This window comes from Blautia sp. BIOML-A1, assembly GCF_009883055.1.
Lineage (GTDB): Bacteria > Bacillota > Clostridia > Lachnospirales > Lachnospiraceae > Blautia_A.
This window is the reverse complement of sequence record NZ_WWVR01000001.1, coordinates 1-13,104: the sequence shown is the minus strand read 5'-3', so window position 1 is coordinate 13,104 and position 13,104 is coordinate 1. Positions and strand designations below refer to the sequence as shown.

The window sequence follows — 13,104 nt, the reverse complement described above, 5'->3', positions numbered from 1 at the left end:
CAAAAATTCTCAGGGGATATAAGGGGATTATTGTATAATAAATCCCTCTTCGTCCCACAGATCATGCCAGTCCTTGGCACCTTCCCAGAGGAACACCTGGCCTTTGACCAGTCTGTTTCCTTTTTCCAGTGTTCCGATCTTAGCCATTTCTTCATCGGTCAGTGGATCTTCGGTTACGCATTTCAGGTTGCTGACATAATTATGTACAGAGAATGGAATAGAAATCTCTCCTCTCTGATGAGCCCATTTCAGTGCGATCAATGCTGGATGCACACCGTGTGCTTTGGCGATCTCCTGCATTTCAGGTGTCTGCATATCGGCAACATCCTCCGGGCAGATGTCTCTTTCCGGTCTTCTCGGTGAGCCAAGCGGCATATATCCTACCGGCTGGATGTTATGTGCCACCAGATAATCATACTGCTCCTGCTGCTGGAAGCACGGATGCAGCTCCAGTTCACATGCCGCAGGTTTAATCTTCATTAATGGAAGGACTGCTTCCAGTTTCGGGATTGTCATATTGGAAATACCGATGTAACGGATCTTGCCCTTTTCAACAAGTTCTTCACACTGACGGTAGGTATCCATGAATTCTTCCACACTGAATGGTCTGGATTCCGGGTTTCTGGAATCTACATCACAGAATGGTGCATGGTAGTTCGGAAATGGCCAGTGGATAAAGTAAAGATCCACATAATCGCACTGAAGATCATGAATGCTCTTTGTGCAGGCTTCTTCTACTTTTCGGTGCATATCATTCCAGACCTTAGTCATAATGAAAAGATCTTTTCGCTCCACTACACCTTCATCAAAGGCGGTTTTGAAAACTTCTCCGATCTGAGTCTCGTTTCCATAGCATGCTGCACAGTCAAACATACGGTATCCACAGCGAATCGCACCTGCAACTGCCTCAGACACTTCTTCTGCACTTACACGGTCAGAACCAAAGGTTCCCATACCCATACAGGGTACTTCTTCTCCTGAAGGAAGGGTTACTTTCGGCACGATTGCCGGATCAATAAATTCTGCCATTTTTGTTTCCTCCTAAATTCTACATTATATAATTTTTGATTTTTAAAGTTTTTCGATTTTGATCAGCGGAAGGAGTTTTTCCATATCTTCCATCACAAAGAATCCAGTCTCCTCACGCATGGCTGATGCAGCGGAGATCGCACTTGCTCTTCTTAAAGTCTCTTCCAGTGACAGTCCCTCGCTCAGTCCAAGTGCAAAACCTGCGATCATGGAATCTCCGCATCCTACGGTGTTTACTGCATCAATCTTTGGCACCACTGCACGGAAGATTCCTTCCTCTCCTACTGCCAGAGAACCGTCTGCTCCAAGTGAAACCACTACGATATCAATCCCTTTTGCATGGATTGCTTTTGCTGCTTCCATAATATCCTGCATATTGTCGCACTGCTTTCCTGTCAGCATCCGTATCTCATCAATGTTCGGTTTGATCAGTGTAGGGCAGGCTTCGATTCCAAGCACCAGCAGTTTCCCGCTGGTGTCAAGGATTACCGGTTTGCCGGCTTCTTTCACAATTCTGACCAGGCTCTGGTATGCTGTTCCATCCAGACCTTTTGGAACGCTTCCCGACATGGAAACAACATCTGCGTTCTGTACAAGTTCCCTGAATTTCTTTTTAAATCCCTGGAAATCCTCTTCTGTCAGAGTAAATCCCGGCTCAAGAAATTCTGTCTGCACATGATTGATTTCATCCCAGATATTGATGCAGGATCTGCTCTCTGCATCCACATGGTAAAAATCTCCTCTGATTCCAAATGGCTTCAGGGCATCTTCAATATAATTTCCCGCATGACCTCCGACAAATCCAGTAGCCACTACTTCTGCTCCATAAATAGAGGCCGGTTTGGATACGTTGAGACCTTTTCCTCCCGGAACATAGGAACATTCCTTTACCCGGTTTACTTCTCCAACTTTAAAATCATCCACCACATATCTCTTATCGATTGCGGCATTTAAGGTTACTGTGAGTATCATCTTATTCTTCCTCGTTTGATAAAAGAATCTTTCCTTTTACAAGTCCCGGTGTCTTAAATAACTGAAATGCTTCCTGTGCCTGACTCATCGGGATTTTTTTGTAAATGAATCCCGGATCAAATTTCAGCTGTCCTGTTGCAAAATAATGTGCGGTCAGATCCCATTCACGTCCCGGGAACGGTGCACTGTAGGACATCCAGGAACCAGTCAGTTTGAATTCTTTGCGGTTCATATTTTCCCACTGTGCCGGTGTAAATGTCAGATTCTCGTGAGGAGTTCCGATAAAGCAGACGTGTGCTTTGTTTGCAGCCAGTTCAAATGCCATATGCATTGTCGGAACCTGTCCCGCTGTCTCAAATACGAAACCATACCCCTTACCACCAGTGATCGCCATGGCTTTTTCCATGTAGTCATCTTCTTTTGTGTTGATGACTTCGTCCGCACCAAGACGTTTTGCAAGTTCCAGACGTTCATTGCTGATATCAAAGACAACTACCTTTTTGGCGCCAAAGATCTTCGTCCACTGCATGGTAAACATTCCCACGGTGCCACCGCCGAGGATCGCCACATACTCTCCTCCGTGATAATCATTCTGGAACACTCCATGGATTGCAACCGTTGCAGGCTCAAACATGGCACCCTGTTCGTACGGAACACTGCTATCAAAAGGAACTGCATTCTGTTCCGGAACTACCACATAGTCTGCATTACTTCCCTGCTGTCTGGATCCGATGAAGCTGTAATGCTTGCAGAGGGAAAAATTGCCCTGCTGGCAGTCATCACATTTCATGCATGGGAGAAGCGGTGCGCCTGACACACGATCACCAACCTTCACCTTGGTCACGCCTTCGCCAACTTCTACTACATCACCGGAGAATTCATGTCCGAGTACGATCGGATAAAAATGAACTCCATGATTCAGGACACGAGGGATGTCAGATCCGCAGATGCCGGAATATCTGACTTTGATCTTAACGGTTCCTCTGGTCACCTCTGGTTCTTCTATTTCCTGATATTGTACGTCCTCATTTGCAACTACTACTGCTGCTTTCATAATCTATATTTTCTCCTTTCATATATTCTGTTTTGCTGTCATCATATGGGCCAGAGACTTGTAAAGTTCAAGGTAGGTCTGATAAGTCTGGTCGTAGATGACTTTGTTCTCCGGGTCTGGTTCATGGCGGCGGGTTTCTTTTACAGTAAGTGAAACTGCTTCATCATAGTCTTTGTAGAACCCAACTCCGACTCCTGCAAGGAGAGCCGCTCCAAGTGTGGTTGCCGTATCAGATGCTGGCACTATCATCGGTTTTCCTGTGATGTCGGATTTGATCTGCGTCCAGAGAAAAGAGTTCGCAGAGCCACCCATAGCTCTTAAGACTTCCACCTCTGCCCCAGCTTCTTTCGCCACTTCCAGGTTATGTCTCAGAGAAAGCGCGACACCTTCCATGCAGGCACGGACCATGTGTCCTTTGGTCTTGGCAAAGTCAAGCCCGTAAAAAACTCCCTTGGCGTATGGATTCCAGATTGGAGATCGTTCCCCGGACATATATGGAAGGAATACCATTCCATCACAGCCCGGTGATACTTTTGCGGCAATCTCGTTCAGCTGACTGAGGGAGGACATTCCTGTCTGTTCCTTCATTATCCGCTCATAATCCGCAAATTCACGCTCGAACCAGCGCATAACACCACCGCCTCCGGTGGTTCCTCCCTGAAGGAGCCATTTACCCGGGACAACATGAAAACTTAATATCAGTCGCGGGTCGGCTTTGTACGCATCCATACAGATGCTCATTCCACCTGCCTGACCACCCTGCTCCTGCGTTTCTCCCGGATGGATAACTCCTGCACCAAGTGTTCCACAGGCTGCATCCAGACCACCGGCAACTACCGGTGTGCCCTCCGAAAGTCCACATTCTGCCGCTGCCTTTGCAGTGACACTGCCAACCACATGGTCGCAGTCACAGATTTCCGGAAGAAACTCCATGGGAATTCCCAGAAGTTCACACATTTCCTCATCCCAGCAGGCTTTTTTCATGTCGAAGCAGTGAAGCCCGTATCCCTGCGATACATCCTGCGAGATCACACCTGTCAGTTTATATGCGATATAGCTGTTCGACTGAAGAATCTTGTCGATCTTTGCATATACCTCCGGAAGATTTTCTTTGTACCAGAGAATCTTCGCGGTAGAATAAGACGGCTGAATAGAATTTCCTGCCACCTCAAAAATCTTCTCTGCACCAATCTCCTGATTCAGTCTGTCACAGACAGACTGTGCTCTGGTATCCATCCAGATCGGTGTATTAGTCAGTACTTTTCCCTCTTTATCAATCGCAATCGCAGACCAGCTCTGCCCATCGATTCCAATTCCCGCGATCTCATCCGGCTTAATATCTGCTTTCTGTATTGTTTCTTTCGATGCCCGGCAGACAGCATCCCACCATTCTTCCGGATTCTGTTCCGCCCATCCTTCCTGCGGATAATATACCGGATAGTCACCACTGGCTGCTGCAAGAACTTTTCCGTTTCTGTCAAACACAGCCACCTTACATGCGCTTGTTCCGATATCAATTCCCAATAAATATGATTTCATCCTTTTGCTGCTCCCATTTTTTGTAAAAACCCTGTTTTTCCTGTATTACAGCATTTATAAATCTATCTGCTCAGAACACACACGGATTTTCCTTCCATGATCTCTGTCTGAAGTTTCTCCATAAAAGGCTCTTCTGATCCTGCTTCTCTCTTTTCAAGACGTTCCAGCATGATCCTTGCAACCTCTCTGGCAATTCCGTCCGTCGGCTGTGATACGATCGTAAGCTTCGGACGACACGCCCTTGCAAACGGAAGATTATCAAATCCTATCATGGAAAGCTGTCCCGGAACCTGTATTCCCAACTCGTTAACTCCAATCATCGCTCCCATTGTCATTTCATAGTTGGTCACAAAAACCGCAGTCATATCCGGATTGTTCCGGACAAGCTCTTCCAGACCTCTGACACCGCCCCTGATCGTATAATCCCCACGATAAACCAGCGAATTCTTTATTGAGATCCCGGCTTTTTCAAGTGCGGTACAATATCCTGTCAGACGTTCCTCTGCTGTAAAAATCCCCTCAGGTCCGCCGATGATCCCAATATTTCTGTGTCCTTTTTCTATAAAAAGCTCCACTGCTTCCTCGGCAGCTTTCTGGTTATCTACTAGAACACTATCACACGGAATTCCCTGGATCCTGCGGTCGATCAGCACGATCGGCCGGCCCGTCTTCTGGAATCTCTTTAAATGTGCACCCGTTTCATCCACCGGCATATTGATGATTCCATCTACCCGGCGGCGGATCAGAAATTCCACCGCTTCCCGCTCCAGTTTCTTATCTGTACGACAGTCACACACGATCGTAGCATAGCCATGACTTCTGAGAATATCCTCCATCCCCGTTATGATCTCAGCACAGAATATATTATTCAGCTCCGGAATCACAACACCGATCGTCTTTGTCGCATTGGTCTTAAGTCCTCTTGCAACTTCGTTGACCTCGTAATGGAGTTCCTCGATGGCCTCTTCAATCTTTATTCTGTTTTTTTCTCTGACATTTCCTCCGTTAAAATAAGAGGAAATCGTAGCCAGGCCAAGTCCTGTCCGCCTGGCTATGTCTTTCATTGTCGCTGCCATTTTGTCTCTCTGCTTTCTTATTCTGCTTTGCCGTCACAGCCGCAGACTTTCATTCTTGCCATTACAAGTTCTTTCACTGCTGCGATAGCCGTCTTTCCATATGCTTTCGGATCAATGGTATCCGGTTTTTCTTTGAGAAGCTCTTTGACTGCCTTAGAATATGCTGCACGAAGCTCGGTAGCAAAATTCACTTTGCAGATTCCACGTTTTACGCAGTCCATAACATCCTCATCACTCAAACCGGAGGCACCATGGAGTACAAGCGGAATATCTACCACTTCACGGATCTCGCTGAGACGTTCTTTGTCAAGCACCGGTGTACCTACATAGAATCCATGTGCAGTTCCGATGGCAACTGCAAGAGAAGTAACTCCTGTACGCTCAACGAACTCTTTCGCTTCCTGCGGATCTGTATTGGTATCTGCTTCTGCCTCCAGATCGTCCTCTTTGCCGCCAACCTTGCCAAGCTCAGCTTCACATGGGATATTGAGTGCCCGTGCAACATCTGCCACACGCTTTGTCTCTGCAATATTTCCCTCGAAATCCAGTTTGGATCCATCGATCATGACGGAAGTATACCCTGCGTGCATTGCCTGCATCGCCAGTTCAAAGCTGCTGCCGTGATCCAGATGAAGGCATACCGGAACAGCTGCTTTCTCAGCCTCCGCTGCAACGATCGCTGCATAAGTCTCTACGGTTCCATATTTGATCGTAGATGGTGTTGTCTGGATCATAACCGGTGCTTTGAGTTCTTCTGCTGCCTGGATGATCGCCTTTACCATCTCCATATTCTCCGCATTAAATGCACCTACTGCATAACCGCCTTCCTGGGCTTTGGACAGCATTTCTTCTGATGTAACAAGTGGCATAATGATTTTCCTCCTCATAATGTGTGTATGTTTTCCTGTTATAAATACCTCAGTGACAGGAAACATTTCCAAAACCGAAACGTTTCCGTTTGAGTTAATCATACATCCCTAAGGCTCTTCTGTCAATCGTAAAAATATTATTTCACTTTATCCTTAGCAGTGTAAAATTTTCATCTTTTATCGGAAAATATTCTCTTGAAAAGTAACCGGAATACAGTTACATTCATTATATACAAGTTGTTTCAGAGTGAGACATGACATGATTCAGTAAAATTAATAAACGGAGGCATAAAGATATGTTAAAAGGAATTCCTGAAATCTTATCACCAGAATTATTAAAGGTATTATGTGAAATGGGTCACAGTGACCGTCTTGTAATCGCAGACGGCAACTTCCCGGTTGAATCCATGGGCAAGAATGCGATCACCATCCGCTGTGACGGACACGGCGTACCGGAGATCCTGGAAGCCATCCTCAAGGTTTTCCCGCTGGATACTTATGTAGAGCATCCTGTAAATCTTATGGAGGTTATGCCTGGTGATACTGTTGAGACACCGATCTGGGATACCTACAAAGAAATCATTCGTAAATATGATGACAGAGGAGACGCAGTTGTTGGAAATATCGAGCGTTTTGCATTCTATGATGAAGCCAAAACCGCTTACTGCATCATCTCCACAAGCGAAAAAGCACTGTATGCAAACGTTATGCTGCAGAAGGGTGTTGTCATCAACAATTAAATCACGGCCATCTTTTCTATAAAAAGCCCCGAACTTTTATTGTTCGGAGCTTTTTTTCATGTTATGATGAAAACAGAGTCAGAAATTAATTTCACGGAGGACATGATATGAATAAGAAAACACCCAACTTACTGCGCAGTCTGTCAGTCATTCTTTGTGCCGCCGTTCTTGCCGGAAGCTTTCCTTCCGATATGCAGACGGTTTCTGCTGAATCTGCGGACATTGATTTTGTCTCCTCTCCTGAAGAAGAGACTTCACCAGATGTAGAATTCACCGAAGAAACCATCGATGATACTCAGGGATCTGAGCCTGCTTCTGATAATACAGAATCTGCTTCCGATATCTCTTTGAGCACCGAAGATGGACTTTTTTCCTCAGAAGAAGATTCCCTTTTTACCTCCGGCGATTCTTCCGTTTCGGCAGATGATGATCTAGACTATATTCTCGGACGTCCTATGACAGAGGAAGAACGTCAGGCACAGCTGGCGCCACTGCAGAACCTCAAGCCTATGACACCCCTGGACGATGTCGACAGTGATCTTTCTTCCGATATCGCCACATACGCCGTCCTTCCTGAAGTATACGATTCCAGAGATGAGAACCTTGTAACTCCTGTCAAATTTCAGAATCCCTTCGGTATCTGCTGGGCTTTCAGCCTTATTTCCAATGCAGAGACCAGCCTTCTTTCTCAGGGACTGGGATGCTGGGATCTTTCTGAGGAACATCTTGCCTATTTCTTTGCTCACCGCACGGATGATCCACTTGGAAACACCCCAAATGACAAATATATCCACAAAGGAAGTGATTATCACGACAGTGGAAATGGTATGATCGCGTCCTTTTTCTTAAGCACCTGGTCCGGCATGACTACCGAAGATAAGGTTCCACTCCCTACTGACAGCACCCATACACGGGATTTTTCGGCATCCATGATTCCGGACAGCAGCCTTGCCTATGATACCTCTGTCTATATGGAAAACGCTGTTTTTTCGCAGTATGAGGAAGAACGGACCAAACTGCTCCTTTCACAGTATGGATCTGTTTCTGCCATGATCTATATGGACAGCAGCGGCAGATATTACAATCCGGATACTGCCGCCTCCTGTTATCCCTCATCAGGCTCCGTAAATCACGCTGTCACCCTTGTCGGATGGAATGATCATTATTCAAAGGAAAATTTCACCTCCGCTTCCGGTGTCCAGAATAATGGTGCCTGGATCGTCAAAAACAGCTACGATACTGACTGGGGAGATAATGGATATTTCTATATTTCCTATGAGGATCAGTCCTTAAGAAACCTTATATGCAACACGGCTACCACAGCTCCGGCATATCCGAATAATTATTTTTATGACGGGGCAAATTCAAGTACAACAACTTTCACTTTAAAGACTGGCTATTCGATCGCTAATATTTTTACCGCAAAGGCCGGAAAAGGAAACTACGAACAGCTCGGTGAGATCGTGACTGCTTCCAAAACTGACAACGCTTCCTATCAGATCCAAATCTATACAGACCTTACGGATCCAAAAGATCCTGCCAGCGGAGTTCCTGCTTATGCAGCCCCCTTTAAGTACACACAAGCACTCGCCGGAATTGATACCGTAACTCTCCCGGAACCAGTCATGCTGACTCCCGGTTCTCAGTTTTCGGTTGTACTGACTCTGGCAGATTCACAGATCAGTTATTATGTGGAAGCATCCAGGGATCTGGACTGGCTGGAAACTGTTGCCGGAACTACTCCCGGACAGAGTTTCTATTCCAGAGATTCCAAGACCTGGAAGGATGTCGCAACCCTGGACAGCCCCTATTGCTTCTCCATTAAAGCACACACCAGAACCCTTGACCAGGCACCAACCGCTACGCCAACTGTTGCACCGACACCGACCGTAACTCCGACTGCGACTCCGACACCAACTCCGACTGCGACTCCTACCGCAACTCCAACTGCGACTCCGACACCAACAGTTACTGCGACGCCTACTCCTACCGTGACTCCGACTGTCACTGTGACACCTACTCCGACCGTAACGCCAACTCCAACCGTTACTGCGACCCCGACCGCTACACCGACTCCAACAGTTACTGCGACTCCGACCGCTACACCGACTCCAACAGTTACTGCGACTCCGACTGCTACACCGACTCCGAAGCCGCGCACTTATCAGATAAAGTATGTCAGGAACACCAGGCTCAATGTAAGCGGTCTTCCTTCCGACAAAACCCGCTATGCTTCCGGCAAAACTGCCAAAGTTAAGAATGCGCCTTACTGTACTTCCCGCTTCTTTGCCGGCTGGAATACCAGAGCCGACGGAAAGGGAACCCGCTATTTGCCGGGCCAGAATATCAAGATCAAAGGAAATGTTACCCTGTACGCTCAATGGCAGATAAGTCATACCACTTCCTCTCTGATCTATCGTGTGACCGGAAAGCAGACCGTCACCTGCTATGGAACTTCCAACAACCGTCTTGGCAAGGCTGTCATACCGCTCACTATCAAATATGCAGGTGCCACCTACAAGGTAACTTCTGTATGGAGCAAGGCCTTTTCCAACAAAAAGAAGCTTTCCAGTGTTGTAATCGGACATAATGTTTCTGCCATCGGAAGCCAGGCCTTCTATAACTGCCGGAATCTTAAGACCGTCACGATCGGTACCGGACTGACACGCATCGGTTCCCAGGCATTCCGGAATGTAAAAACAAAATGCGTCATTACGATCAAAAGCACCCGCCTTACCACCGTTTCCTCTAAGATCGATCAGGGTGTAAAAAAGATGACCGTCCGCGTTCCAAAGGCAAAATATTCAGCCTATAACCGCCTGCTGCGAAAGCACTCCAAAACAGTCCTTGTGAAACGATTCTGATCAGTCCACCACCGGTGGCTGAACCAGTTTTGCCACTGCCTGAAGTACAAGTTCCGTATTCAGCGGCTTCGCAATGTGTTCGTTCATCCCAGCTTCTTTTGACCTTATTTTATCTTCCGTAAAAGCATTTGCAGTCATTGCAATGATGGGAATTGTTCTGGCATCTTTTCTGTTCAATCTGCGGATTCTTTCGGTTGCTTCATAACCATCCATCTCCGGCATCATGACATCCATCAGGATCGCATCGAAGCAGCCTTCCGCAGATCTTTCAAAAATTTCAAAGGCTTCCCGGCCATTCCATGCCTTTGTCACAACCGCCCCCGCATTCTGTGTGATAAATTCCACGATTTCCATATTCAGTTCATTGTCCTCAACCAGAAGGATATTCATCCCGGCAATGGAACATACAGATTTCTTTGCTTTCTGTTCTGCCTCTCTTTTTTCCGTATCAATTTTGAACGGTATCGTGATCACAAATGTAGTCCCTTTGTCCTTCTCACTCTCAAAAGTAATATCTCCGCCCATTCTTTTTACAAGCCCCATCGTAATCGACATTCCAAGTCCCGTACTGCCATATTTGCTGTAACCGCCGACCCTCTCCTGCGTGAACGGTTCAAAAAGATGCTCCTGGAATTCCCGGCTCATGCCAATTCCCGTATCTCTGCAGGTAAATTCGAACACTGCAGTATCACCTTCTGCAGAAATTTCTCTGCATCTCAGCATAATCTTGCCATGCTCCTTATTATACTTGACTGCGTTACTTATAAAATTCATCATGATACGTTTTACATGAACCGGACTGCCGATCAGATTCCAGTGGGCAACTCCAATGTTGTCCTGGGTGATTTCTATTTTTCGTTCCTCCGCCATTTTTTCGATTATCTTAAGAACATTCTGCCCTATATCATAAAGGTTAAACGGAACCTCCTCCAGCATAATCTCACCGGATTCCAGTTTTCCCATATCAAGGACCTCATTGATCAGCTCCAGCAGAAGGTGAGAGGCATCCCTGATCTTTTCTCTGCATTCTGCCAGTTTATTTATATCATTATGGTAATAATCCGCGACCTCGAGCATCCCGCAGATTCCATTGATCGGTGTGCGGATATCATGACTCATTCTCCTGAGGAAATTTGTCTTGGCTTCATTGGCACGCTCTGCAGTATCCAGTGCTTCTTTCAGAAGCTTCTGCTGTCGGATTTCAGCCTCCACAACATCATCTACATTCAGAAATCCCAGCACAATAATCCCTGAATCCTCGTTTCTGATAACGCGGAACTGATAATAATGAACCTCATCTCCGTTTTTTACCCGGTAGTTGCCCTTGTACTCTTCTTTTTTCCTGATCCTCTTACGCACATTGCGAAGCCTCAGTACTTCATGCAGCATATCGCGGTCATCCGGATGCACCCGCTCTTCAATGTATTTTGCAAGAAACTTCTTATAAGAATAGCTGCCGTCCTCTTTCTTCTTCAGGCCATCTTCATTTCCCTCTTCCTCTTTGATGATCGAGAGCGTTTTTTCTCGGAGATTCAGAAGATATACATCCCTGTAATTGCTGCTGAGTGTACGGACAATACTGACCTGCGTCTCATATTCCTCCTGTGACCGGGTAATATCCACTCCATACAAAAGTCCCTCCAGATGATTATTCGACGGATTTATCAAAAGCCGTACCACGTACTTTGAAATACGTGCAATATTGTCATCATAATAGCATCTCGAAATTCTTGTTATCTCCACCTGTCCCGCATTGTAGTTCTCAAGCATGGAATTTCGACAGAAAGCATCAATGAAATCCTGTCTGTCCTGCTCCTTCGGAATATACTGTGCCGTATCCCGGACAAACGCATCAATCGTACAATCCGACTCCAGTATATCCACGATCGCAGATGTTCCACCGGTTTTGAGTATCTTATCATCCGTGATATCCAGATGAAAATATCCCGCAGCATGAGAAATGGAACCAATCAGGGAATTCAGTTGATTTTCATATATTTTGCGTGCATTTACATCATTATCCTCGCATGCGGCAGCGATTATAAAATCCTGCTCATCCTCCGTTTCACCGTTTCTGGTAACCAGAAGATAGTAATAATGCGTCTCTTCTCCTGCACTCCTGAAATGCACCCTGAAACTCGATGAATTTGCAAGTTTCTGTTCCAGATAATCCAGTTCCATTTTTTTAGGACGTAGCTGCGGTCATCCGGATGGATATAGCGGGTAAGATATTCCCTCACTGTATCATAATCCGCATTATCTTTCACAATACTGTCGTCCGGATCATTTGTAAATTCAGAGCGGTAAACAGAAATTGTTTTCTGCTGACGGTTGACAGAATAAACTGCCACATAGTCCGAAGCAAGCCGATTGACTGCACCCAGAAGACGCAGAGATTTCTCTCCTGTAGGAATCGCACTTGACATTCTCTCTCCCTCTGCAACGGTACTGAAAACCAGTGCATGCCCTCTGCTGCCGTCCAGAAGGATGGTATCCACCGCATCCACAGTCTCGTAAATATGACGAATGGGATCCAGATACGTCTTTGGACCGCAGATTCCATTGACCACCGGACACGGCGGACATGGTGCATCCAGTCCCATCAGTGCTTTGTAACATTTCATTCCCATCTGAAGGCTCGGATAGATTTCCTTCGCTGTCTCGTTAAACCCAATAATATTGTAATCCCCGTCAATACTATAATATCCTGATGAATGTGCCCCCATAAAGTCCCCTTTCCTGTTCCATTCTATTTCGTAACTGTTCAGCACCCTCACAGTCACGAGTCAAAATGCCTCGCGGGATACTGCTTTCTGAATAATTACCTAACTAAGTTAGCAACCACCAGTTCAACTGGTGGTTTATCCTTGGCCCTCCAAAGGGTCATTGTTACTGCTCGCCCCAAAGGGCGGTATCGCAAGCACTTTTACTGGCCCGCTATAAAGCGGTACTACTGGAATC

10 protein-coding genes are annotated in these 13,104 nt (G+C 46.3%); 2 read left to right on the top strand and 8 right to left on the bottom strand.

What is annotated here, in order from left to right; translation table 11 throughout:
• Window positions 1-27 precede the first annotated feature (27 nt).
• The 6 genes from GT674_RS00050 to GT674_RS00025 form a co-directional block, all read right to left on the bottom strand.
• On the bottom strand, window positions 28-1,029 hold the full coding sequence (locus tag GT674_RS00050; protein ID WP_161283790.1) for an aldo/keto reductase: 1,002 nt from the start codon (window positions 1,027-1,029) through the stop codon (window positions 28-30).
• Window positions 1,030-1,071: 42 nt separating this feature from the next.
• Window positions 1,072-2,001, bottom strand: a complete 930-nt coding sequence (gene pfkB, locus GT674_RS00045) for a 1-phosphofructokinase (RefSeq protein ID WP_161283789.1) — start codon at window positions 1,999-2,001, stop codon at window positions 1,072-1,074.
• Window position 2,002: 1 nt separating this feature from the next.
• On the bottom strand, window positions 2,003-3,055 hold the full coding sequence (locus tag GT674_RS00040; RefSeq protein WP_161283788.1) for a galactitol-1-phosphate 5-dehydrogenase: 1,053 nt from the start codon (window positions 3,053-3,055) through the stop codon (window positions 2,003-2,005).
• 18 nt (window positions 3,056-3,073) lie between these two features.
• A complete protein-coding gene (xylB, locus tag GT674_RS00035; protein WP_161283787.1) occupies window positions 3,074-4,594 on the bottom strand; it encodes a xylulokinase in 1,521 nt (506 codons plus the stop codon).
• Window positions 4,595-4,656: 62 nt separating this feature from the next.
• Window positions 4,657-5,670, bottom strand: a complete 1,014-nt coding sequence (locus tag GT674_RS00030) for a LacI family DNA-binding transcriptional regulator (RefSeq protein ID WP_161283786.1) — start codon at window positions 5,668-5,670, stop codon at window positions 4,657-4,659.
• 17 nt (window positions 5,671-5,687) lie between these two features.
• The gene (locus GT674_RS00025; RefSeq protein WP_161283785.1) at window positions 5,688-6,539 is read right to left on the bottom strand and encodes a class II fructose-bisphosphate aldolase; all 852 of its coding nucleotides are present in this window, start codon (window positions 6,537-6,539) and stop codon (window positions 5,688-5,690) included.
• A gap of 296 nt (window positions 6,540-6,835) precedes the next feature.
• On the opposite strand from GT674_RS00025, the gene GT674_RS00020 reads away from it, so the two are divergent.
• Window positions 6,836-7,279, top strand: a complete 444-nt coding sequence (locus tag GT674_RS00020) for an RbsD/FucU family protein (RefSeq protein ID WP_161283784.1) — start codon at window positions 6,836-6,838, stop codon at window positions 7,277-7,279.
• Between the two features lie 107 nt (window positions 7,280-7,386).
• Window positions 7,387-10,143, top strand: a complete 2,757-nt coding sequence (locus GT674_RS00015) for a C1 family peptidase (protein ID WP_161283783.1) — start codon at window positions 7,387-7,389, stop codon at window positions 10,141-10,143.
• On the opposite strand, the gene GT674_RS17705 is transcribed toward GT674_RS00015, so the two are convergent.
• Together GT674_RS17705 and GT674_RS17700 are read right to left on the bottom strand one after the other, a co-directional pair.
• Window positions 10,144-12,273: a hybrid sensor histidine kinase/response regulator gene (locus GT674_RS17705; RefSeq protein WP_302025099.1), complete on the bottom strand. Its 2,130-nt coding sequence runs from the start codon at window positions 12,271-12,273 to the stop codon at window positions 10,144-10,146. It lies immediately after the preceding gene.
• Window positions 12,183-12,869 (bottom strand): hypothetical protein, encoded by a 687-nt coding sequence (locus GT674_RS17700; protein WP_161283782.1) that lies wholly within the window; start codon window positions 12,867-12,869, stop codon window positions 12,183-12,185. The genes GT674_RS17705 and GT674_RS17700 overlap by 91 nt, the downstream gene beginning before the upstream one ends.
• Window positions 12,870-13,104: the final 235 nt, after the last annotated feature.

Bases quoted from the DNA above. Each gene is read 5' to 3' on its own strand.
- GT674_RS00025 (WP_161283785.1), bottom strand. From the start codon at position 6,539: ATGCCACTTGTTACATCAGAAGAAATGCTGTCCAAAGCCCAGGAAGGC.
- GT674_RS00020 (WP_161283784.1), top strand. From the start codon at position 6,836: ATGTTAAAAGGAATTCCTGAAATCTTATCACCAGAATTATTAAAGGTA.
- xylB (WP_161283787.1), bottom strand. From the start codon at position 4,594: ATGAAATCATATTTATTGGGAATTGATATCGGAACAAGCGCATGTAAG.
- pfkB (WP_161283789.1), bottom strand. From the start codon at position 2,001: ATGATACTCACAGTAACCTTAAATGCCGCAATCGATAAGAGATATGTG.
- GT674_RS00030 (WP_161283786.1), bottom strand. From the start codon at position 5,670: ATGGCAGCGACAATGAAAGACATAGCCAGGCGGACAGGACTTGGCCTG.
- GT674_RS17700 (WP_161283782.1), bottom strand. From the start codon at position 12,869: ATGGGGGCACATTCATCAGGATATTATAGTATTGACGGGGATTACAAT.
- GT674_RS00050 (WP_161283790.1), bottom strand. From the start codon at position 1,029: ATGGCAGAATTTATTGATCCGGCAATCGTGCCGAAAGTAACCCTTCCT.
- GT674_RS00040 (WP_161283788.1), bottom strand. From the start codon at position 3,055: ATGAAAGCAGCAGTAGTAGTTGCAAATGAGGACGTACAATATCAGGAA.
- GT674_RS00015 (WP_161283783.1), top strand. From the start codon at position 7,387: ATGAATAAGAAAACACCCAACTTACTGCGCAGTCTGTCAGTCATTCTT.